This is a genomic window from Saccharothrix sp. CCNWYY140 (genome assembly GCF_037401995.1).
GTDB lineage: Bacteria > Actinomycetota > Actinomycetes > Mycobacteriales > Pseudonocardiaceae > Actinosynnema.
Map to the genome: position 1 here is coordinate 32,349 of NZ_JBBEGC010000048.1, position 23,454 is coordinate 55,802.

Sequence of the window (23,454 nt, forward strand, 5' to 3'; positions counted from 1 at the left end):
AGAGGCGGGCAGCCGTCCGTCAAACGGGGGTGTGGTGGACGACGTGCTGTGGGTGCTCGCGGCGGCGCTGGCCGTCGCGCTGCTCGTCACCGCGGGCACGTGGCCGGTCGCGGCCCGGCGCAGGCGCGAGCACGCGGCGCTGGTGCGCGACGCCGTGGCCCGGATGTGCGCGCAGGACCGGCCGACGCGGTTGTGCCGGCTCGCCCGGGACGTCGTCGACGTGCTCGTGCGCCAGGACCAGGGCGCAGAGGTGCTCGGGCGTGCGGAGGACGCGGACGTCGACCGGCTGGTCAACCGGCCGGGGGACGCGGAGCTGCTGGTGTCCGCCGAAGCCGCGACCGCCCCGCACCCGTTGGGGCGCAAGGACAAGCGGCCCGACGACAGCGCGTGGCACGTGGCCGACCGGGTGCCGCGCGTCGCCGACCACCCCGAGCCGGCCGACCTGTGCGCGCGGGTGCGCGGGACGGCTCAGCGCCGCATCGCGCGCGCCCGGCTCGTGCTGGCGCAGGCCGACCGGCTGGACGAGGACCGCGAGTGCCGGGACCGGCTGCGGATCGCGTTCGAGCAGGCCGACGAGCAGGTGCGGGCCGCCGGCGACCTCGCCGACGCGGGTGACGTGCTCGCCGCTCTGCACGCGCTGACCCGCGTGGAGCTGCCGGTGCCCGAGGACGGCGTGCCCGGCCAGGCCGACGCGCCCGCCCTGCGCGCGCAGGTCAACGCCCTGGCGCGGCTGGCGTTGCGGCACCGGGCGGCGGTCGCGGCGCACCGGGGCGGTCACCTGGTCACCGGAGCCGAGGAGGGGTCGTGAGCGACGACGAGGAGCTCGTCTACCGGCGGCGCGAGCGGCTGGCGGACCGGTGGCGCGGGCGGCGCGACGGCCGGCGGCGGCACCCCGCGTACAGCGACCTCGTGGCGATGGCCGACGACGAGCGCGTGATCACCGCGCCGCACCCCGAGAGCCTGATCCGGCAGTCCTTGCGGCGCATGGAGACCGAGCTGGTGCGCTTCGAGGCGCGCACCGCAGGCGACCGCGCGACGCTGGCCCGGCTCCGCTCGGAACTGGCCGCCGCCGCGGTCGGGCTGGAGCGCGGCACCGCCGCCGTGGCCCGCGCCGAGGCCGAGCTGGACGAAGCCGAACTGCGCCCCCGCAACCACGCCGAGCTGCTGCCGGAGAACCGGGCCGTGCTGCTGAGCCGGCGCGACGAGATGCGCAACCGGCGCATCGCGGCGGCCCGCGGCGAGGAGGCCGCCCAGTTCGCCGCGCTCAACGCCCTCGCCGCCCGGATCGAGGCGGTCAAGGAGCAGATCCGCACCGAGTTCGTCCTGGCCCGGAACCGGGCGCGGTGGGAGGGCGCGCACTGCGCCGTCCGGGTCGCCGCGTACTGGGAGCACGTCGTGCTGGTGCACCCCGAGGGCACGTACCTGGCGCCGTTGCTGCGGTTCGCGACCCAGGAGCTGCCGTCGTGGGTGACCACACCGCCCGACGCCGACCCCGCCGACCTGGGGCGCGGACCGTTCGAGTCGCACCGCGTGGCCCAGCGGCTGGAGACGACGCCGCGCCTGGACCGCCGCCGGCGCCGCACAGGCCGGATGGACCGCACCGGGCACGTGGACGACGCCGACCGGACGGATTCCGCCGACCGGGTGGATCCAGCCGACCGGGTGGACCGCGCCGACCGGGCGGGCGATGGGAACCGCACCGATCACGCCGAGGAAGTCGAGGGCACCGCATGAAGTCGTTGCCGATGCTGCGGGCGTCCCTCGCCCTGCGCCGGGTCCGCGCCCGCCTGCCGCACCTGCGCGCCACCCCCGACCCGGACCTCGACCTCGCCGCCGTGCGCGCCCGGCTCGACGAGATGCTCGACCGGATCACCCCGACCACGGCGTGGCAGGCCGGCCGCATCCTGGAGTCCTTTGTGGACACCCACGTGGCCGACTGGCTGGCCAAGGCCAAGGTGCACCACGAGACCCTGGCCGCCGAGCTGGACCTGCTCGCCGTCCGCGTCACCGAGGTCCGCGAGCTGTACCAGGTGCACCACGAGGACCAGACCGGCGTGCTGGACGACCTGGAGGGCGCGGTGTCGCACGCGCTCGAGCGGGTCAGCGACCCCGACGCGCCCTACTACGAGCCCGAACCCCGCAAGCAGCGCAGAGGGGGCAACCGATGACCGCACCGCGAACCCCGGGCGTGGTCCGGCGCAGGCCGGTGATCCACGGCGACCCGTCGCAGATCGTCGGTCCCCCGTGGACCGCCGGGCTGTACTACTTCGTCCTGCTCGCCGCCGCCGGCGTGGACGTGGTGACCTTCCACCAGGTGCTGATGGCGGCCGTGGACGAGGAGGAGCTGTTCCTCTGGGTCATGGTCGTCGGGTTCACCGTGGTGTGCCTGGCCCTGTCGCACACGGTCGGCCAGCAGGCCAGGCAGGGCGTCGCCACCCGGCACGTCGTCGGCGCGCGCACGGCCGCCCTGCTGTGCCTGGTGGGGTGGCTGGCGCTGGGCGCGGCGGCGTTCGTGTTCCGGTGGAACTACGTGGGCACCGACGTCGGCTCCTCGATCCCCATCGTCATCGAGGGGCAGGAGACCGACACCGGTGGCGACGCCGACGCGCAGGAGCGGCGCCTGTCGGCGCTGCTGTTCCTGTCCCTGTACGTGGCCACCGGGCTGGTGTCGGGCGTCGCCGGCTACCTGCGGCACAACCCCGCCGCCCGCCAGTACGCCCGCGCGCTGTCCCGGCGTTCGAAGGCGGCGGCCGAGCAGGCCCGACTCCAGTCCAAGCTCGCCGCGGCCACCGAACTGGGCGAGGCCATCGACCGGGCCCGGCGGCAGCGCGACGCCGACTGGGCCGCGCTGGAGGTGCGCTGCCGGGCGGCGGCGGACCGGTTGAAGCACGAGACCAGGTTGGCACTGCTGGAGAAGGTCGGCCCGCCCCGGTTGCCGGGACCGGGCCACGACCCGGGACCGGACCAGGTGCCGGGGGCAAGCGAGGGACCGGGCCAGGTGCCGGGGCCGACCGAGGGAGAGGACCCACGATGACCCACAACCCAACCCGCCACGCGCTCCCCCGTGCACTCCGTCACGCCCTCGTCGGGTGCTTGGTCCTGGCCCTGGCGGCGCTGACCGCGTGCACCTCCGAACCGCCGCCCCCGCCCCCGTTGCCCGCGGGGTGCCCGGTCGACGCCGGGCAGGCGTTGACGCTCGTCGTCGGCGCGCGCATGGGCAGTCCGCGGCCGACGTTGCCCGTCGAGGTCGAGGGCCTGGTGGAGACCGCCGCGCGCGGCGAGCGGAAGGTGCAGGTGGTCCGGGTGGACGGGCAGCCGACCGTGGCGCTCGCCGCGGACGTCCGGATCACCGGCAAGAACGAGACCCAGCGCGAGAAGCAGGTCGCGGAGCTGGTCGGCAAGGTCAAGGCGTTCGTCGAGCAGTTGGAGCCCAAGCAGGCGGAGGCCGACGTGCTCGGCGCGCTGGCCGAGGCGGCGCGGGTGACGCCGGAGGGCGGGACGGTCGTCCTGGTCGACTCGGGGCTGGCGACGGCGGGCGCGGTGTCCTTCCGCGAGGAGGGCATGTGGGGCGCGAACCCCGGCGAGGTGGCCGCGTTCCTGGCCGCCCAGCGGCTGCTGCCGGCGTTGACCGGTCGGTCGGTGCTGCTGGTCGGGCTCGGCGGGACCGCCGACCCGCAGCCGGCGCTCAACGAGGACCTGCGCGGGCGGGTCGGGAAGCTGTGGCGCGAGGTGGTCGTCAAGGCGGGCGCGACCTGCGCGGGCGAGCTGGGGATCCCGTCGCGGCGCGATGCCTTCCCGACGACCGTGCCGGTGACCGTGGTGAACCTGCCCGAGGAGCCGAAGCCGGTGCCGTGCGGGACGACCAAGCTGGAGGACAGCGGTTCCGTGGGGTTCGTGCCGGACACGGCGGACCTGCGCGACCCGTCCGCCGCCGACCGGACCCTCCAGTCGCTGGCCGGTGTGGTCTCGAGCGGGGCGCAGCGGGTGACGCTGGTCGGCAACACCGCCGGTGGCGGACCGGCGGCCGGGCACGTCGAGCTGTCGACGCGGCGGGCGGAGGCGGTGAAGGCGATCCTGGTGCGACTGGGGGTGCCCGCCGACCGGATCGCGACCCGCGGCGACGGCAACAGCGGGCCGTACCACGAGAACGACCTCGGCCCGGACGGGGTGCTGATCCCGGCGGCGGCGGCCCGCAACCGGTCCGTGGTGGTGGAACTGTCGTGCCCGCAGTGATCAAACCCGGAACGATCGTTCGCGAAACGATCGTTGGCGGGTCGGTCCAAGTCGCGTCGAGGCCCGCGTGACCGCGCCGGATCTCGGGACCGAGCTGGACCCGGGACGGGTGCGGCCCGATGCCGAGCCGGACACCGTGCTCGACCCGGGTCGCACCGCGGTCGGCACCGGGTGGGCGCGGGTGTTGCCGGCCGGGCTAGCGGGGCGGTTCGAGGTGGTGCGGGATCTGACCGGGTCGGGGCGGCAGGGGGACGTCTACCTGGTGCGGGTTCGGGACAGCGACGAGCAGCTCGTGCTCAAGGCGCACCGGCCGGGCTGGCGGCTGGACGATCGGGTGGTCGACCTGCTCGTCCACGGCCGTCCAACGCGGCACGTCGTGGCCGTGCACGAAGTCGGCGAGGAAGAGGGTCGCTGGTACGAGGTGATGGAGCACCTCGCGGGCGGCACGCTGGCCGAGTGGCGGCGCCGGCATCCGTCCGGAGTGGACACCTCCCTGCTCGTCGAAGTCGTCCGGCAGCTGGCCGAAGGGCTCGCCGCGCTGCACCGGGCCGGGGTGGTGCACCGGGACGTCAAGCCCGCCAACCTGCTCATCCGGGCGTTGGATCCGCTGGAGGTGGTGATCGCCGACCTCGGCATCAGCCGGCACCTGCCCGACGGCGAGGCGTTCACGGCCACCAACGAGATCGGCACCGTCCCCTACGTGCCACCGGAGTTCATCAGCGGCGGCCGGGTCCTGCCCGCGTTCGACTGGTGGTCCCTGGGCGTGACCGTGCTGGAACTGGCCACCGGGCACCGGCTGTTCGAGGGCATCGACGACGTGCGGGTCCTGCGCGCCCGGATCGGCACCCGCCCGATCCGGGTGGACGTGGCCGACGACCGGATCGGGTTGCTGTGCTCGGGCCTGCTCGCGATGGCGCCGGAGGACCGGTGGGGCGCCGACCAGGTCGCCGCGTGGCTGGCGGGTGGGTCGCCGCCGGTCGCCGCGGTGCCGGTGGTCGCGGCCGAGGAGGCCACCGAGCCGTACGTCTACCTCGGCGAGGAGTACCGGGCGCGGGACCTGCTCGCGACCACGATGACGGAGAACTGGGGCGTCTCGCGGGCGTGGCTGTTCGGCGAGGACCCGCAGCCGCTGCGCCGGTTGCACGGGTGGCTGGAGCAGTTCCCCGGGTTGCCGGAGCGCCGCAAGGTGGGCCGCCGGGAGACCGCGGACGTCAAGCTCCTGCACGAGTTGCGGGCCGTCGACCCGACCCACCCGCCGTACTACCGGGGCTGGAACATCACCCCGGCCCGGCTCCCCGAGCTGGCCGAGGAGGGCGTGCGGGGCGTCGGCGCGGCGGGCGAGGTCGTCACGGACCTGTGGCGGGCGGACCTGCTGCCGTTGCTGGCCACCGGTCGGCCGGGGTCCGGTGCGGGCGGTGGGGACGGGCTGCCCGGTGTGCGGGAGCGGTGGCACCGCGAGGACACCGCCCTGCGGACGCTCGCGGCGGCCGTGCCCGATGTCGGCGCACGGGCGGAGGTGCAGCGCATCCTGCGCCAGGACCAGGCCTACGCGCTGTCGCTGGCGCTGCTGGCCGCCACCGCGACCGGGGCGCACCTCCTGGCCCTGCGCCGCACGCTGGACGAGCAGGACCGGGCGCTGCGGCTGCCCTGGTTCTCCGACCTGGTCGCGCGCACCGAGTACCCGTGGATCGCCTTCACCCTCGTCCCGCACGCGACCCGGGAGGCGGCGCGGATCGAGGACGAGCGGGTGCGGCAACGGGCGCATGAAGCGTGGCTGGCGCGGACCGAGCGGCAGCGGGAGTGGTCGCGGCGGCAGAACCGGCCGCAGGCGCTGGGGTACGCGGCCACGGGGGTGGCGGCGGTCGCGGTGGCGTTGTTCGCGCTGATCGGGTTGAGCGACGTGGCCGGGGTCGCCTCCGACGCGCAGGTGCTGGACGCGTGGTTCGGGGCGGTGGCCGCGCTCGCGGTGGTCACGGTCGCGGAGTCGCTGCTGGCGTGGGACGCGGGCGGCCGGTTCCACCCGGCCTACTCGTTCCTCGGTGCGGGCGCGATCGCGGTGGGTCGGGTGGCGCGCGGGCTGTTGGCACGACGGATCGCGGTCCCGGTGGTGCTGGCGTTCCTGGCGGTGCTGGGGCTGGCGACGGTGGTCCGGCCGGTGGTGACGCCGGCCGTGGTGGCGGCGGTGACGGTGGCGTGGGCGGTGCAGCGGCACCTGGCCTGGCGCGCCCAGGACCGGCGGGAACGGGACATCGTCGCGGACGCCCGGTTGGTCCGTCAGTAGTCGGCGAGGGAGGAAGCGATGAGTTCAGGTGGGATCGTCGTCGCACCGTTCGCACTGCCCGTCGTGGCGGCGGGAGCGGTCGTGGTCGTGGGCGCCGTCGCGGTGGGCGCGGTCGCGGTGCTGGCGGCTCGGGCCGCGAACGCCGCCATCGAGGGGTCGGTGCGCGCTCTCGGGAACCACGGCGAGCGGCTGGAGGCGGAGGTGGCCGGGCTGGAAGCGGCGGCGGCCGACGCCCGCCGCTGGGAGGTGGCCGCCGCCGACGTCGTCGCCGTCAACGCCCGCCTCCGCCTGCTGCGCGAACGTGCCGCCGCCGCCGGAGCGGCCGTGGACGTGCCGAACCCGCTGCGGTTGGACAGCAGTCGCGACCCGGCCGAGCTGGGCCGCTGGGTCGGCCAAGTGCAGGTGGAACTGGCCCGCGCTCAAGAAGCCCTGGACGCCTTGGTGCCGCTGCCGGAGCTCGTCGTCGAAAAGTCCACTGTGGACACCAGCATGGCGGACGCGCTGGCGAGCCACCGGGAGGCGTTGCGCCGCCGGTACGCCACGGCGGTCGCCGCCGCGCCCGAGCCGGTCTCCCCCGGCGCGGTGGAACGGGTCCTGGCCCTGCTCGACCCGGACGCGAGCACCGACGAGCGGTCCGCCGCGCTGTCCTCCGCCGCCCTGGTCGCCGCCCACCCGCAGGAGCAGGACGTCTACCTGGCCGCCCTGCGCCGCCGGATCACCGCCGAGATCAACCCGGCGGTCGCGCGCCGCCGGCTGGTCGCGAGCTGGATCGAGACCTTGGAGGGCGACCCGCTGGGCGAGGTCCTGGCCGGGGCGCGACGGCCCGCCGGACTCGACGGCACCGCCGACGAGCTGCGCGCGGTCGTGGCCGGGACCCGCGACCTCTCCGCCCGGCTGCGCGCCGACGGCGCCCGGCTGGTGGAGTGGGCGCAGGAGACCGCCCAGCAGGCGTTCGTGCGCGAACTGGTCAAGCACCACCTCACCGACCTGGGCTACCAGGTGGAGGAGACCTTCGAGGTGCGCAACTCCGCCGGCCTGCGGCTGACCCGCGCCGACTGGTCCGGCGAGCACGTCGCCGACGTGTGGGTGGACGCGCACGCCACCGTCCACGGCCAGGTGCTGCGCGAGGTCGCCGGCGCGGGCGACGACGCCCGGATCACCGACCGGGAGCGGTGCGACACGTTCGCCGACGACCTGGAGGCGGTGGCCGGCCGGGTGCCCGAAGCGCAGGTGGTGGTAGACCGCACGGCCGCCCTGCCGGTCCGCACCGCGACCGGCACGAGCGACGACACCGCGCAGCAGCAGAGGAGGCGGACGCGATGACCGATGGCACCGCCCAGCAGCGGAGGCGGGCGCGATGAGCGACGACACCGCGCCGCGCTCCGGCCGTTTCCTGCCGGAGTTCCCCGCGTTCGTCAACGAGGTCGCCGGGACGCTGGCCGTGCACGCCCAGTACGTGCTGCACGGCAACCTGCGCGACCAGTTCCTGCTCACCCCGCCCGGCGGGCACCCCGAGATCCTCACCCTGCTGCCCCTGCTGTGGCGGGCGTTGCGCCCCTTGGGTTTCGAGGCCCTGATCACCTACGACCAGGTGGACGGCGTGGGTGTGTTCCCGCCGGAACCGGCCGCGCTCCAAGCCGCCGAACGGGTCCTGGGCGCCCGCGTGATCGGGCGGCGGCCGTCGCTGGAACGCCTGCGCGTCCACCTGGCCAAGGCGGTCGGCGTGCCCGAGCAGCCGCCGCTGGAGAGCGAGGGGAACGCCGACGAGCGGCCCCCGGTGGTGCGGCCCGCCGCCCGGGTCGCCGTGGTGGTGGACCACGCCTCCCGGCTGACCCGCGTGCCCGGCCAGCTCGACCAGAACGAGCGGGACTTCTTCCTGTACTGCCAGAAGCTCGCGCTCACCGCGCGGCCGTCGTCCTTCGGCGACGACCGGCCCGCCGAGCTGCACAACCCGGTGCTCTGGCTGGTCGAGGGCGAACGGGACCTGCCCGCCTGGCTCACCGCCGGCGTCGAGGCGTTCCGCACGGTCGCCGTGGGCCTGCCGACCCTGGACAACCGGCTGGACATGGCCCGCCTGCTGGTGCCGGTGTTCCCACCATCCACAGTGGATAGACCGACCCGGATCGAGCCGGCCGAGGAGTTCGCCAACCGGACCGAGGGCCTGACCCTGGAGTCCATGCTGCGCATCGCCCGGCTGGCCCGCGACCGCGGGCTGGGCCTGGACCGCATCGCCGACGCCACCCGGATCTACAAGCTGGGCGTGGACGACAACCTGTGGCGGCGCGGCAGCGTCCGGGCGCAGATCACCAAGGGCGAGCAGGTGATCTCCGGCCGGGTCAAGGGGCAGGAGCGGGCGGTCGCGAAGACCCTGGACATCCTCAAGCGGGCCGCGCTGGGCCTGTCCGGGGCGCAGGCGAGCACCCCGGGGTCCCGGCCGCGCGGTGTGCTGTTCTTCGCCGGACCCACCGGCGTGGGCAAGACCGAGCTGGCCAAGCAGGTCGCCGAGGTCCTGTTCGGCGACGCCCAGGCCTACCTGCGGTTCGACATGAGCGAGTTCGCCGCCGAGCAGGCCGCCGACCGGCTCATCGGCGCGCCGCCGGGCTACGTCGGGTTCGAGGCGGGCGGCGAGCTGACCGGTGCGGTGCGCAGGCGGCCGTTCCAGGTGGTGCTGTTCGACGAGATCGAGAAGGCGCACCCGCTGGTGCTGGACAAGTTCCTCCAGATCCTGGAGGACGGCCGGCTCACCGACGGGCAGGGCGTGACCACGTACTTCTCCGAGTGCGTCCTGATCTTCACGTCCAACCTGGGCATCATCGTCACCGACCCGGAGACCGGCGCGCGGCGGCGGATCGTGGACCCCGGGATGCCGTACCCGGAGCTGGAGGCCAAGGTCAAGGCCGCCATCCGGGACCACTTCACCACCAAGCTGGCCCGGCCCGAGCTGCTCAACCGCTTCGGCGACAACATCGTGGTGTTCGACTTCATCAGCCCCGCCACCGCGGCCGGGATCTTCGGCGCGCAACTGGACAACATCGCCGCCCGCGTCCACTCGGAACTGGGGCTGGCGCTGGAGTTCACCGACACCGCCCGCGCGCAGCTGGCCGCCGCGTGCACCGCCGACCTGGAGAACGGGGGCCGGGGCATCGGCAACCTGCTGGAGAGCAACCTGGTCAACCCGCTGGCGCGGGTGCTGTTCGACGAGGACGTCCAGCCCGGCGCGCGGGTCCTGGTCACCGGCCTGCACACCGGGGAGCAGGGTCCGGTGCTCGCCGCGCGGGTGGGTGCGCCGTGAGCAAGAAGTGCCCGGTCGACCCGGACGAGGTCTTCGACGACGCGGACACCCTGTGCCGGGTGCACATCCGGCCGCTGGTGGTGGTCGCCGACGAACCCCCGCCGCCGGCCGCCCCGGTCGAGGGGGCCGAACAGCGCGAACCGTGGTCGCTGGAGGTGTGCTGGCACTGCCGCACGCCCTCGCCGCACCCGGACAACCGGTCGTGCCTGAGCCCGGACTGCCGCCGCTCGCTGACCCCGCCCGCCCTGCACGTCCGGTTCCGCGACGGCGAGGTCGAGCTGGACCCAGGCGAACGCGTCGAACTGGGCCGCCACGGACCCCACGGCCGGACGTTCCGGGACTTCCCCAACGTCTCCCGCCGGCACGCCGTGCTCGGGGTGGACGCCGACGGGCGGGCGTGGGTCGAACCGCTGCGCACCCCCAACGGCACCTTCCTCAACGACGCGGAACTGCCCGAGTCAGTGGGCCGGACGCTGCTGTCCGGCGACACCGTCCGGCTGGCACGGCACGCCGAGGGCACGGTCACCCTCTACGACCGCACGAGCGGAGGCGCCCGGTGAGCGTCCTGTCACCCTGGCGGCGGGTGCGCACCCCGGCCGCCGAACTCCCCCGGCCCGTCGTCGAACCCCGCACCCCCGCCGCGCTGCTCGTCACCCAGGCCGAGGCCCGGGCCGCCCAGGACGCCCAGCGGCACGTGCGGGACAGCTGGTCGTTCGGCGGGCCGGACGAAGGGCCGTCCGAGGCGTTCGACCCCGAGTACGTGGTGTCCCTGCGGCGGCTGTGCGACGCGGCCGTCCAGTCGGCGCTGGAGCGGCACGCCATCACCCGCGACCGCACCGCCCACCTGCGGGCGCGGGCCGACGAGGAGAACCGGCTGATGGTCGCCGCCCGGTCGCAGATGGACCGGCTCGCCGCCGACACCGCGCGGCGGGAGACCGCGCCCGAGACACCCGAGGCGCCCGAGGACCGGGTGCCCGACGACGACCCGGTGTGGGAGGGCGAGACCGTCGCGCTGCCGGCGGTGTGGCGGCTGGTGATCCTGCTCGGGCTCGTGGTCGCCCAGGTCCCGGTGCACTACCTGGTGTTCCGGCACTTCCTGGCCGGTCGGGTGGAGACCGGGGCGATCTGGGCGGTGTGCGCGTCGATGGCGGTGTTCCTGGTGGCCGGGCCGCACGTCACCGCGTTGCTGGTGCGGGCGCGGCAGGCCACCGGCACCGAGCGCCGGCTGACCCTGGTGGTGTGGGTGACCGGGCTGTTCTGGGCGCTGGTGGTGGCCGTCCTGGGGTTGCTGTGCGGGTCGGTGCTGGAGCTGGAACGCGGGCAGTTGGTCCCGCTGAACCTGACCGCCACCACGCTGGTGCTGATGTTCGTCGGCGGGCTGGTCGTGGCGGGGGCGTTGGCGTTCATGCTGGGCCTGTCCCGGCGGCACCCGTTCCAGGAGGCCTACGCCCGGCACCGGCTGCGGCGCGACCGGGCGCAGGAGGCGTGGCGGGCGCTGGTGGACCGGCTCAACCCCGAGCAGACCGACGACGACGGACCCGAGGCGCTGGTGCAGGCGGTGCGGGCGGCGTACGCGGCGGCGGAGGAGGCGTACTTCGCGGCGCTGACCCAGGCCGTCGGCGACCCGAGCTTCACCGAGGCCGTCCAGCGCCGGCGCGGGCTGCGGCCGTGAGCACGCTGCGGGTCAGCCGGACGCACTTCCCCGTCACCGCCCTGGGTCCGGGCACCCGGCTGGGCGTGTGGGTGCAAGGGTGTTCGTTGGCGTGCAAGGGGTGCATGGCGCAGGACACGTGGGACGCGGGCGGCGGTGTGGCGGTCGAGGTCGCGGACCTGGTGGCGTTGTGGCGGGAGGCTATGGCGCGGGGCGCGGAGGGGCTGACCGTCAGCGGCGGCGAGCCGCTCCAGCAGCCTGAGGCGCTGCGCCAGTTCCTCGCCGCCGTGCACGCCGAGCGCGACGACCAGGACATCCTCGTCTACACCGGTTACGAGGAATCCGAGTTCGACGACATCCGCCGAAATGCGGTCGAATTCGCGGACGTCGTGGTCACCGGGCGTTTCGACATCCGCCGGCCGACGGCGTTGATCTGGCGCGGATCGGCGAACCAGCGGATGGTCATGCGAACGGACCTCGGCCGCCGCAAGTACACCCAGCACGTCGACCACGAACCCGAGCGGGCGCCGATCCAGGTGCGGGCCGACGAGAGCGGGATCTGGCTCATCGGCACCCCTCGACAGGGCGGACTGGCCGGTCTGGAGCGCGGGCTGAGGGCGAGCGGGCTGCCGGTCGAGGGCGCGAGCTGGCGGTTGAGACCGCCGGGCCAGAGCGGTTGAGAAGGCGGTTGAAAGGCCAATTCGACTAGTTACTGTTAATGACTTTTTGACCGGTCGATAGTTATCCCCGTGGGGCGCTCCTAGCTTCGTGGACATCGAATTCCGATGTGCACGGGGAGAGCACCATGAACATTCGGGAAATGGCGCGGCGCGGAGAGTTGGCCGACTACGCGGCGACCGCGACCGGGGAGGAGCGGCGGCGGCTGCGGGCCGAGACCTACGCGCTGGTGCAGCCGGTCGTGTTCCACCAGTTGACCCGCCGGCTCGAACTGAACCGGGGCCACCGCGCGTGCGCGGTGGGGGTGTCCCGGCTGGACGACCCCTGCCTGGACCGGTTCCACGACGACATGGACGCGGTGCTCGACGACGTCTTCCGCAACGCCCGCGTGCCCGTCCACAACCTGGAGGGCTGGGTCAGCCGGCGGCTCACGCTCGCGACCGTCAACGGCTACCGCCGCCGGCGGGGCGAGCGCGGCGCGTTGCAGCGCCCCAGGGTGCCGCGCTGGCTGGCCACCCGGCTCGGCGAGGACCCGGCGCTGGCCGCGCTGGCCGTGGACGTGCTGGAGTTCGTCGGCAACGACGTCCCCGCGGGAGCACGGGTGTGGCCGACCGAGCGGTGGGCCGAGCGCCGTGGCGGCGTCGACCCCGAGGTCGCGCACCGGGCCGTGCTGCGCGACCTGGACACCGTGCTCACCGCGATGCGCGCCAAGCCCGCCTGGTACGAGGCCTATGTGGAGCGCCCGCTGGGCCGCAAGCCGCACGCGGCGGTCCAACTGGGCGCGGACGACGTCGCCGGACCGGCGGACGACGGTCTGCTGGTGGAATTGGCGGGGCTGGCCGTGGACACGATCGAGGACCGGCTGGCGCGCGGCGAGAACCCGCGGCACGCCGTGGCGGACGTGGTGACCGCCGTCTTCGGCCCCGGCACGGTGACCGCCGTCGACCGCGTGCTCGCGGCCCTGGGAACGCACGGCTGAGCCGTCCGTCAGAGGAAGTGCAGGGACCGTACGCACGAGGAGGGCTGATGGGGATCGAGGACGTCCTCGCGCGGTGCCGGGCGACCGCGGACCGGGTGGCGGCCGGCGCGGTCGACGGCGCCGAGGTGGCGTCGTTCGTCGCCGACCTGACGAGCCTGCCCCCCGACCACCCGGAACGCGGCCGGCTCGCCGTCACGATGGTCTTCGCGCTGACCAAGGGCGGCGGCTTCGCGCCGGTCGAGGTGGCGGGCCGGCTGGACGGCCTGCTCGGGCTCGTGGACCGCGTGCCGCCCACGCTCGCCGTCTGGCCGCTGGTGCGCGCCTCGGCCCGCGCGCAGGTCCTGATGCACGCCGCCGCCAACGACCTGCCGATCGACCTCGCCGACGCGGAGCGGGAGCTGGCCGAGCTGGCGGAGGGCGTGTGGGACGTCCCCGCGGTCAAGCTCGTGGTCGAGGGCGCCAAGCGGGTCGTCACGATGGTCGCCGCCGGGCGGGTGGGCGACGAACGGGCGATGGACAGGTCGTTCGAGGCCATGCTCCCGTCGCTCGACCGGATGGGCGACGACCCGAGCGCGACCACCATGCGCTCCCTCGGCGGCATCCTCCACAGGGTCTCGGCGGCGCAGCGGTCCGGCGACCTGGACGAGGTGATCCGGCTGATCGGCGAGCTGAAGGCGGCCACCGCCGACCTGCCCGCCGACGTGCGTGCGGCGTTCACGGGGGCGTTCGACGACTTCGACGCGTTCTCGGACGCGATGGGGCGCGGCACACCGGACAGCGGGGACCCTGCGGAGGCCGCGGAACGGACCGTGCGGTCGCTGGACGACCAGAACGCCCCGGTCCACAAGCGGGTGAAGGCCCGACTGGTCTTGTTCGCCGCCTTGACGCGCGGTGGCGAGGAGACCGACCTGGCCCGCGTCGACGCCGCGGTGGACCACCTGCGCACGGCCCTGGACCTGGGGCCGGACCGGTCGCAACTGGAGTTCGTGCTGACCGGGCTGGGTGTGGCGTTGTTCCGCCGTTCCGAGATCGCCGGCTCCACCGACGGGCTGCACGAGGCCGAAGGGCACCTCGTGCGGGCGATGGAGTTGCTGGGCGGCCCGCGGCACCCGCAGTGGGCACTGGCGAGCGGGCTGCTGTCGAACATCCGGCAGCGGCTGGGCGACCTCGCGGGGGCGGGCGAGTTCGGGCGGGCGGCGCAGCGCAGCTACGCGTGGCGCGCGCTGCTGGAGCCCGACCCGGCGGAGGCCCGGATCGCCGTCAGGGACGCCGTGAAGGACGCGATCGAGCTGGCCCGGACGTGCTTGCGGGCCCACAACATCGCCGACGCGCTGCGGGCCCTGGACACCTGCCGCGGGCTGGTGCTGTTCGCCGAGGTCGAGCTGCGGGACGTGCCGGCGAAGCTGGAGGCCGCGGGCCGGGCGGACCTGGCGGACCGGTGGGTGCGGGAAGGCAGGGACTCGGAGGGGCTGCGGCGGGAGGTGGTGGCCGCGCTGGTGGACGCCGGGGCCACGCGCAACCTGCTCGACCCGCCCGACTTGGCGGAGATCCGGCGGGCGCTGGCCGACGCCGACGCGGACGCCCTGGTGTACCTGGTGCCCGGTGACGGCGTGTTCCCCGGCACGGCGGTGATCGCACCCCGCACGGGGCCGCCCGCCTACATGGCGTTGCCGCACCTCGTGGTCGAGGGCGACGCGGACATCGAGCGCTACCTCGCGGCACTGGCCCACCGGTCCCGGGAAGCCCGGCGCGACTCTCGGGAGATCGCCCCAGACGGCGGCGGGTCGTTCGGCGACAGCGTCGAGGCGCTGTGCGACTGGGCGTGGCGGGCGGCGATGGGTCCGTTGCTGGAGCGGTACTTCGCGCGGACCGCCGCCGGGCGGGTGCCGCGGGTCGTGCTCGTCCCGATGGGCGATCTCGCCCGGGTCCCGTGGCAGGCCGCGCGGCGCGCCGACGGCACGTACGCGGTGCAGCTCGCCGCGTTCTCGCAGGCCGTGTCGGCCCGGCTGTTCTGCGACAACGCCGCCCGCAGGCCGGTCAAGCCGGGCTCGACGGGCCTGGTCGTGGGCGATCCGGACACCGCGGGCGCGGCGGTCGGGCTGGACGCGGCGCGGGTCGAGGCGCACGCCATCCGGCAGTCCTTCTACCGCAGCGCGCGGTACGTGGGGCGGCGCCCGGACGGGTCGACCAGCCCGTCCGGGCGGGGCACCGCCGCGGAGGTCCGCGAGTGGCTCGCCGACACCGCGCCGCAGGCCGGCACGACGCTGCACCTGGCCTGCCACGGCTCCTACACCACCAAAGACGGCAAGGTGACGGCCGCGCTCCTGCTCGCGCCCGACGACACCGAGCTGGGCGAGCTGGACACCGACGAGATCGTGCGGGTCCTGCGGGCCGTGCCGGAACGCCGGATCGGGCTGGTCGTCATGGCCGCCTGCCACACCGGGCGGTCCGTCCACGGCTACGACGAGGCCTACAGCCTGGGCACGGCGTTCCTCGCGGGCGGTGTGCGGACCGTGCTGTCGACGAACTGGGCCATCCCGGACGAGTCGACCTCGGCGCTGATGTACCTGTTCCACCACCACCTCCGGGTGGACGGCATGCGGCCGTGGCAGGCGTTGCGCGCGGCGCAGATGTGGATGCTGGACCCGGACCGGGTGCCGCCGCCGGGGATGCCCGAGCGGCTGCGTGCGGTGACCGCGGGCCACGACCACGCGCACGTCGTGGCGTGGGCCGGGTTCGTGCACGGTGGCCAGTGAGGACCGCGCCCGTGAAGACCCCGCCAGTGAAGATCCCGCCCGTGGAGACCCTGCCCGTGGAAGCCTGCTCGTGAAGACCCGGAGGGAGACCGGATGTCCTCGGTAGACCAAGCCATCGCCCGGCTGCGCGCCGAAGCCGACGGCCTGACCGGCGCCGCGCGCGTCGGGCCGCTGGGCCGCCTCGGGCAGGCGCTGATGCAGCGGTTCTCGCAGAACGGCATGACCGCGCCTACCGCCCTGCCCGACCTCAACGGCGCGGTGGAGGCGTTCGAGGAGGTGCTGGGCCACCTCGGCGAGCAGGACCCGATGCGGGTCAACGTGTCGCTGCTGCTGGGTTTCGCGCTCAGCGCCCGCAGCAACTACCTCAAGGACGGCAAGGACGTGGACGCGTCGATCGGGCACCTGTCCGCGGCGCTGGAGTCCGGCGGCGCACCGCCCGCGGCGGCGGCCGGCGCGCGGATGATGCTGGGCCAGCAGTACCTGGGGCGGGCCATGACCCGGGTGGCGCTGGGGCAGTCGGTGATGGGCATGTTGGCCGCGGCGGCGAACCAGACCGAGATCCCCGACGTCGACCGCGCCGCCGCGTGCTTCCGGGCCGTGCTGGACGGGCCGTCCGTCAGCGACGACATCCGCGAGATGGCCCGGATGTCGTTGGAGTTGACCGAGGCCGCGCGGGCCATGCTGGGTGGTTCGCCGGGCGGGTACGACCTCCAGAGCCTGATGGGCGCCATGTCGAAGCTCCAGGAGATGCAGCAGAAGTTCGGGAGGGCGGCCAAGCCGGGGTACGGGGCGTTCCAGCCGCACGACGTGTTCAGCTTCTCCGACGTGGGCAAGTGGGTGAACATGAACCCGCTGGACCACCCGGTCGCGGTGGTGGAGGGCACGGTCGAGGAGACCACCGAGAAGAGCACCACCGAGGCGAGCACCGCCGAAGCGAGCACCGCCGTGGTGCCTGCCGTCGAGGAGGTGCCGCGCGCCCGGCCGGTCGAGCCGGAACCGGAGCCCGAGCCCGTGGACGTGCGGGGCTTGTTGCGCAAGCGGCTGGGGCTGGTGGAACCGGTGTGGGAGTCCGCCGCCCGTCTTCTGTCCGAAGTGGACACTCCGGCGGTGGGGGTCGTGGACGACGCGGTGGCCCTGGCCGGCACGGTGGTCGACGAGGACGAGGACGCCGACGTGGTGGACTGGTTCCTGGTGGCCGTCACGCTGCACCTGCGCCACCGGCTCGACCCCGGCGGCGGCGACCGGCCGGCCGGCGCGGAAGCCCTGCTCACCGCCGCCCGCAGGGCGCCCGCGGACCACCCGGCGCTGCCCGCGGTGCTGCGGTCGCTCGGCGCGTTCCTCGACGCCGACCAGCCGCTGGGCGGGGTGCTCGACACGGTCGCGGCGGGGTTCGCCGGGCGGTTCGACGCGGTGCTGGCCGGCGGGCGGGTGACCGACCCCGAGCAGTGGGCGGACCTGCACGCGCTGCGGTGCGTGTGCCGGGCGGCGTGGGCGCTCGCGGAGGCGGGGCAGGCCGTGGACCGGCTGTCCCCCGGCTACCCGTGGCCGGGTCCGCTGAAGGCCGTCGTGCGGCCCGCGGGGTGAGCCGGTGTTCATCGGGCGCGACGCCGAGATGGCGGTGTTGACGGGACTGCTCGCGGAGGTCGCGGAGCACCGGCCGGCGGCCGTGGTGCTGGACGGCGAGGCCGGTGTCGGCAAGACGCGCCTGGTGGCGGAGTTCTCGGCGGCGGCGCGGGCGGCCGGCGCGGTGGTGCTGGCGGGTGGGTGCCTGGAACTGGCCGGCGGCGCGATCCCGTACGGGCCGCTGATCGAGGCGTTGCGCCGGTTCGTGCGGCAGCACGGCGAGGAGGAGGCGCGGCGGTTCGCCGGCCCCGCGTGGGCGGAGCTGTCCGGACTCATCGCGGACTTCACCGGCGCGCCGGCCGCACCCGCGCTCGGCGCGCAGACCCGCGTGTTCGGCGCGGTGTCGCGGCTGCTGGACCACATCGGCGAGCAGCAGCCGCTGGTGCTGGTGTTCGAGGACGTGCACTGGGCGGACACCGCGACCCTCGACCTGATCGCGTACCTGGCGCTGACCGGGACCGACCAACGGATGATGCTGCTGTGCAGCTACCGGTCCGGACTGCGCCTGGGGCACCCGCTGCGCGCCCGCCTGGCCGAACCCGAGTTCACCCGCCGCACGCACCGGATCAGCCTGTCCCCCTTCACCACCCGCGAACTGCGGGCCTTCGTCGCCGCCCTGACCGGCGCGGACGTCAGCCCCGAGCGGGCCGACCGGTACTTCGCGCTGTCCGAGGGCAACCCGTACTTCACCGAACAGCTCGTCGCCGCGGGCACCGGCGTGCCGGAATCGATCAGCGACCTGATGCACGGCCGCCTGGCACAGCTCGGCCCGGACGCGGCGACCGTCGTGCGGGTGGCGGCGGTGGCCGGGCGGCGGGTCGGGGACGCCCTGTTGGCCCGGGTCGTCGGCCTGGACGAGGCCGCGCTGGACGCCGCGCTCACCGAGTGCCTGGCGCACCGGGTCTTGGTGGAGGACCGGGTGGAGGAGTCCTACAGCTTCCAGCACGCCCTGTTGAGGGAGACCGCGTACGAGACGGTCCGGCCGCGCGAGCGGCGGCGGCTGCACGGCGCGCTGGCGGAGGCGCTGGCCGAGGAGGTGGGCGGCAACCCGCACGTGCTGCCCGAGCTGGCCTACCACTGGTTCGCGGCGGACCGGGTGCCCGAGGCGCTGCGGGCGGCGATCGGGGCGGGCGACCTCGCGGTGCGGGTACGGGCGTTCCAGGAGGCGGAGGTCCAGTACCGGCGCGCGCTGGAGCTGTGGTCCCGGCTGCCCGGGGACGACCGCGACGAGCGGGTGCGGGTGCTGACGGCGGCGGCGGACGCGGCGCGCTGGGCCGGGCACCTGCGGCAGGCGGTGACGTGGGCGGAGGAGGCCGTGGCGTGCGCCGCGGAGGGCTCGACCAGCTCTGACGGGGCCGTGACGGGTGTTTGGGACAGCGTGACGAGCGCCCGAGACGGCGCAGCGAGCGTTCGAGACGGCGCAGCGAGCGTTCGAGACGGCGCAACGAGCGCTCGGGACGGCGCAGCGAGCGTTTGGGACAGCGCGACGAGCGTTCGGGGCGGCGTGGCGAGCGCTGGTGAGGGCGTGGCGAGCGTTCGGGGCGGCGTGGCGAGCGCCGGCGAGGGCGTGGCGCGCGGCCAAGACGGCGTGGTGGGCGCTGAGGTGGGTTGGCCTCCGGCCCCCGGTCACCATTCTCCCACGGGGGTACGACAGTTTGCCGGGTCGGCGCTGTTGGGGGAGTTGTACGAGCGGTTGGGGAGTTACCGGTGGGAGGCCGGGTTCGATGACGAGGCCGTGGCCGCTTATCGTGCCGCCCGCCAGCTGATGGAGGGTGGGCCGCCCAGCGCGGCGGGGTCCCGGGCGAGCGCAGCGCTGTCCACTGTGGACATCAAGCGGGGTGACTACACCGAGGCCTTGTCGCTGGCGCGCGCGGCGGAGGACGAGGCGCGGGCGGCGGGCGCTACCGCCGAGGTGGGGCGGGCCAAGAACAGCTCCGGGCTGGCCCTGGCGCTGCTGGGCAAGCACGCCGAGGGCGTGGCGGAGCTGCGCGAGGCGTTGCGCATCGCCACCGAGGCCGACCACCTGGAGGACATGCTGCGCGCCTACGGCAACCTCGGCGTCTGCCTGGAACGCGCGGGCCGGGTGGCCGAGGCGGTCGAGGTCTTCCAGCAGGGGCTGGAGAAGAGCCGCGAACTGGGGCTGCTGGGCGCGCGGCAGGCCGGGCTGCTGGCCAACAACGCGTGCGCCACGCTGTTCCTGCTGGGCCGGTGGGCCGAGGCGGACGTGCTGATCACCGAGGTGCTGCGGTACTACCCGGCGCGCGAGACCACGTTCCAGCGGCTCACCAAGGCCGAGATCGACCTCGCCACCGGCCGGCTCGACGACGCCGAGCAACTGCTGGAGAGCGTCCGCACCCAACCCAGCGCGCAACCCCGGTTCCTCAGCCCGCTCTACCGGTGCCTGGCCGAACTGGCCGCTCACCGCGGCGACCCGGAGGCCGCGCTGGACACCGTGCGGCACGGCGTGAAGGCCATCGCGGACGCCGAGGACCACCTGCTGGTGCTGCAACTGTGCGCGTTCGGCCTGCGGGTCGCCGCCGACGCCCGGGTGGCCGCGCCGGACCTGGTGGAGTGGGCGCGCACCGCGGGCCGGGGCGCGGACGACGCCGAATCCGCTGTCCTGGCCGCGCAGAGCGACGCCGAGCACCGCCGTGCCGACGACACCGACACAGCCGCCGAGTGGACGGCGGTCGCACAGGCGTGGCGGGAGCTGGACCGGCCCTACCCGCTGGCGTACGCGTTGTCCCGCTTGGCTTCCGCCACTGTCCGGGACGGCGACCGGGCGGGCGCGTCGGCCGCCGCGGCGGAGGCGGCGGGCATCGCCGAACGGCTCGGCGCCGCGCCGCTGCTGGAGTCCGTCACCCGCCTGGCCCGGTCGCACCGCCTGTCCCGCCGGTCCGAGCCGAAGGACGGGCTGCCGTTCCACCTCACCACCCGCGAACTGGAAGTGCTGCGCGAACTGGCCGGCGGCCTGACCAACCGGCAGATCGGGACCCGCCTGTCGATCACCAAGGAGACCGTCGGCACGCACCTGTCCAACGCCTACCGCAAGCTCGGCGTGGACAACAAGGTCTCGGCCCTGGCCAAGGCGCGCGACGCCGGACTGCTCCGCTAGCTCAACCCCTGGAGGACCCACATGGCCCGCAAGGCCCTGCTCATCGGCGCGCAGACCGGTGGCCTCACCGGCGTCGCCAACGACGTCGCCGCGATGGCGGACACCTTGGCGCTGTGGGGTTTCCACAGCACCCGGTGCGAGGAGGAGAACGCCAGCCGCGCGGGCATCCTCGACGCCTACGAGCGGCTCATCGGCCAAGCTCGCCCGGACGACGCCGTGGTCGTCTACTACAGCGGCCACGGCGCGTACTCGCCCGACCCGGAGCGCGGGTGGGGCACTCCCGGCCACAAGGTCCTCCAGCTGATCGAGCCAACCGACTTCACCGCCTCCACCGAGGAGGACTTCCGCGGCATCACCGCACTGGAGTTGTCCGTGCTGCTGGCCCGACTGACCGAACGCACCCGCAACGTCACCGTGATCCTGGACTGCTGCCACTCCGCCCACATGTCCCGCGACCGCGACCCCGTCGTGAAGGGCAGGTCACGCCCGGTGCCGGCCCACCTGATCCGCGCCCACCTGGACACCCTGCGCCGCGAAGGCCTACCAGTGGACCTCCCCGCAACCGGCAACCCGCACGCGGTGCGAATCGTGGCATGCGGCCCGGAGCAGTTAGCGGGCGAGGCCGCCAACGCCGACGGCGTGCGCATGGGCTACCTGACCGACGCACTCACCCGATCCCTCACCGAACTGCGGGACAGCGGCCTGGCGGTGTCGTGGGCAACCGTCGTGGACCGCGTGCGGCAGCGCGTGCTGGCCGCGTGGCCGAGCCAACGCCCCGAGGTAGAGGGCCCCGCACGACGGATCGTCTTCGACACCACCGAAACCGACCCGGTGGCCACGTTCCCGGTCAGCCCGATGCGCGACCGTGTACGCATCGCGGGCGCACCGCTGTTCGGCGTGCGCCCAGGCGACGAGTTCGTAGTGATGCCCGACGACTCACCAGAGGCCGACGACACCCGCAAACTAGGCGACGTCGTAGTCGGCCAAGTCGACGCCCAAGCCGCATACGGAGTGCTGTCCACCGACGCACCGGTGCCCCTAGGCGCGCGAGCCCACCTGGTACGAGCCGCACTACCCGCACTGCCAGTACAGATCACCGGCAACGACCCCCGCTTGGCCACAGTCGCCCGCTTGGTAGAGCCAGTACCGATCGTCGCCGTGGCCGAGGACGCCGACGTACGGGTCGAGGCCGAACCAGCCGGCCTGGTAGTCCACGACACCTTCGGCCCACTGCACGCACCACAAACCGCCGACACGGTCGTCGCCAACCTCAAGCGAGTAGCACAGGCACAGGCGCTACGGCGCCTGACGGAGGACCCGTGGCTAGCGCTCGCAACACCCGTATCCATCAAGTTCGCGAGGGTGATCGACGGGACAGCAGTACCGCTCCCCAGGTCCGGGGCAGTCGTGCACTCCGGTCAATCGATCTGCATAGAAGTCCGCAACCAGGGCACGACAACAATCTACGTGTCACTACTGGACATCGGCGTGTCCCACCAAATCTCAGTCCTCAACCCGTCCGCTCCCAGCGGCGTGCGCCTGGACGCGGGAAGCTCCTACACCTTCGGCGGCCACGACCACACGGGCCGACTAGCCGGCCTTGCGGTGAGCTGGCCCCACACCGTTCCCGCCCGCGACCCACGCCCGGAAACCATCGTGGCCCTGGTAAGCGCCGAACCAACCGACACACGAGTACTGGAGCAGTCGGGCGTCCGCAGCAACAACTGGTCCCGCTTGGAACGCTACCTACGTCAACTGGGCACAGCCGGCATCCGCGAAACCGCCCCAGAAGCCGCCCGCCCCGTCCGCTTCGCCGTGCACACAGTGGACTTCGACCTGGTCCCCACCCCCGCACCCGCCCCGGAAACCTCCACCTTCCAGGTAGACGACCGCCCCACCACCCCGTCCTGGCCCCGCTCGGCTCGCGAGTGCGAGGTAGCCGTGCACCTGTCGGACTTGGTGGTCCACCACAACCGCCGCTCCCGCTGGTCAAACGTCCGCCTGGACGCCCTGGTCATCACGAACGACACCTTCCACGTCCACACGGAGTTCTTCGAAGACATCAAGGACGGCGAACGCCTCCCCTTCCCCACCACCCCCATCTTCCAAGGCACCGCCCGCTCTTCCTTGGACGTAGCCGTATGGATGTCCCCCGCAGCCCCCTTCAACCTGGCAACACACCTCCCCAAAACCTCCCCCAACCTGATCGACACCGCCCACCAGGCACTGATAACGGCCCTGGGCACCACCACCGGCCTGTACCGAACAACCCTGACCGCCGCCGAACACTTCGGACTAGCCCGAACCGTGGGCGACGGCTCCGTACGAGCCCAAGACTTCTCATTCCGCTGCACGGTGACCGAGCCGTCCGTCAGGGTGGGGGTAGCGGGCTCCACACACCGAGAGGGGACAGCAGGATGAAGCGAGTGATCATCGGCGACCAGTCATGGGGCCTGTCCGACGCCGACGCGGCCAAGGTCGTGTCCGACATCGAACAAGCCATGACCGACGGCACCGTAGTCCGCCTCCCACTGCTGGCCGAAGGCAGGCCGGTAACCGTCTTCTTCAACGGCAAACTAGCCCTCACCGCCGTAGTAGACGACGACTCCGGCACCCGCCCCACCGAAATCTCGGGCTAAAAGCCCCCACACAACCCCAAAGGCCACGCCCTCCGGCGCGCGCAGCGCGCTTCCACGAAGCTCGCGCAGCAAACCGCTCCCCTGGGCTTCTTCCGTCATCCCCGTATGGCCTGCCCGAAGGGCTACCACACTTTTGGTCGGGTGCAGCCGAAATTTTTGTGAGGAACGAGCAAAAGTTTTAGCGGCACCCGGCCAAAAGTGTGGTTG

17 protein-coding genes are annotated in these 23,454 nt (G+C 74.1%); all 17 read left to right on the forward strand.

The genetic code is table 11. From position 1 onward, the window contains the following. Positions 1 to 34: 34 nt before the first annotated feature. The 17 genes from WBN91_RS21435 (at position 35) to WBN91_RS21515 (ending at position 23,247) form a co-directional block, all read left to right on the forward strand. The gene (locus tag WBN91_RS21435) at positions 35 to 808 is read left to right on the forward strand and encodes a hypothetical protein (RefSeq protein WP_337725833.1); all 774 of its coding nucleotides are present in this window, start codon (positions 35 to 37) and stop codon (positions 806 to 808) included. After that, a complete protein-coding gene (locus WBN91_RS21440; protein WP_337725832.1) occupies positions 805 to 1,734 on the forward strand; it encodes a hypothetical protein in 930 nt (309 codons plus the stop codon). The genes WBN91_RS21435 and WBN91_RS21440 overlap by 4 nt, the downstream gene beginning before the upstream one ends. Beyond that, positions 1,731 to 2,168, forward strand: a complete 438-nt coding sequence (locus tag WBN91_RS21445; RefSeq protein ID WP_337725831.1) for a hypothetical protein — start codon at positions 1,731 to 1,733, stop codon at positions 2,166 to 2,168. The genes WBN91_RS21440 and WBN91_RS21445 overlap by 4 nt, the downstream gene beginning before the upstream one ends. Continuing rightward, entirely contained in the window at positions 2,165 to 3,034 is an 870-nt protein-coding gene (locus WBN91_RS21450) for a hypothetical protein (protein WP_337725830.1), read from the forward strand. The genes WBN91_RS21445 and WBN91_RS21450 overlap by 4 nt, the downstream gene beginning before the upstream one ends. Beyond that, the gene (locus WBN91_RS21455) at positions 3,031 to 4,233 is read left to right on the forward strand and encodes an OmpA family protein (protein WP_337725829.1); all 1,203 of its coding nucleotides are present in this window, start codon (positions 3,031 to 3,033) and stop codon (positions 4,231 to 4,233) included. Before WBN91_RS21450 ends, WBN91_RS21455 begins: the two co-directional genes overlap by 4 nt. A 67-nt stretch (positions 4,234 to 4,300) precedes the next feature. Then, the gene (locus WBN91_RS21460) at positions 4,301 to 6,514 is read left to right on the forward strand and encodes a serine/threonine-protein kinase (protein ID WP_337725828.1); all 2,214 of its coding nucleotides are present in this window, start codon (positions 4,301 to 4,303) and stop codon (positions 6,512 to 6,514) included. Between the two features lie 18 nt (positions 6,515 to 6,532). Beyond that, positions 6,533 to 7,837, forward strand: coding sequence for a hypothetical protein (locus tag WBN91_RS21465; protein ID WP_337725827.1), 1,305 nt, complete (start codon positions 6,533 to 6,535; stop codon positions 7,835 to 7,837). 34 nt (positions 7,838 to 7,871) lie between these two features. Continuing rightward, on the forward strand, positions 7,872 to 9,806 hold the full coding sequence (locus tag WBN91_RS21470; protein ID WP_337725826.1) for an AAA family ATPase: 1,935 nt from the start codon (positions 7,872 to 7,874) through the stop codon (positions 9,804 to 9,806). Continuing rightward, positions 9,803 to 10,366 carry an FHA domain-containing protein gene (locus WBN91_RS21475; protein WP_337725825.1) on the forward strand — a complete coding sequence of 188 codons (564 nt, stop codon included), beginning with the start codon at positions 9,803 to 9,805 and terminating at the stop codon, positions 10,364 to 10,366. Before WBN91_RS21470 ends, WBN91_RS21475 begins: the two co-directional genes overlap by 4 nt. After that, positions 10,363 to 11,478, forward strand: coding sequence for a hypothetical protein (locus WBN91_RS21480; protein ID WP_337725824.1), 1,116 nt, complete (start codon positions 10,363 to 10,365; stop codon positions 11,476 to 11,478). The genes WBN91_RS21475 and WBN91_RS21480 overlap by 4 nt, the downstream gene beginning before the upstream one ends. Further along, complete coding sequence (locus WBN91_RS21485; protein WP_337725823.1) at positions 11,475 to 12,137, forward strand: 4Fe-4S single cluster domain-containing protein; 663 nt, start codon at positions 11,475 to 11,477, stop codon at positions 12,135 to 12,137. Before WBN91_RS21480 ends, WBN91_RS21485 begins: the two co-directional genes overlap by 4 nt. 125 nt (positions 12,138 to 12,262) lie before the next feature. Next, positions 12,263 to 13,114, forward strand: coding sequence for a hypothetical protein (locus WBN91_RS21490; protein ID WP_337725822.1), 852 nt, complete (start codon positions 12,263 to 12,265; stop codon positions 13,112 to 13,114). 47 nt (positions 13,115 to 13,161) lie between these two features. Further along, positions 13,162 to 15,870: a CHAT domain-containing protein gene (locus tag WBN91_RS21495; RefSeq protein ID WP_337725821.1), complete on the forward strand. Its 2,709-nt coding sequence runs from the start codon at positions 13,162 to 13,164 to the stop codon at positions 15,868 to 15,870. A 93-nt stretch (positions 15,871 to 15,963) separates the two neighbouring features. Continuing rightward, positions 15,964 to 17,454, forward strand: coding sequence for a hypothetical protein (locus WBN91_RS21500; protein ID WP_337725820.1), 1,491 nt, complete (start codon positions 15,964 to 15,966; stop codon positions 17,452 to 17,454). Positions 17,455 to 17,458: 4 nt separating this feature from the next. After that, entirely contained in the window at positions 17,459 to 20,608 is a 3,150-nt protein-coding gene (locus tag WBN91_RS21505; protein ID WP_337725819.1) for a helix-turn-helix transcriptional regulator, read from the forward strand. A 21-nt stretch (positions 20,609 to 20,629) separates the two neighbouring features. After that, entirely contained in the window at positions 20,630 to 23,029 is a 2,400-nt protein-coding gene (locus tag WBN91_RS21510; RefSeq protein ID WP_337725818.1) for a caspase family protein, read from the forward strand. Beyond that, a complete protein-coding gene (locus WBN91_RS21515) occupies positions 23,026 to 23,247 on the forward strand; it encodes a hypothetical protein (protein ID WP_337725817.1) in 222 nt (73 codons plus the stop codon). The genes WBN91_RS21510 and WBN91_RS21515 overlap by 4 nt, the downstream gene beginning before the upstream one ends. Positions 23,248 to 23,454: the final 207 nt, after the last annotated feature.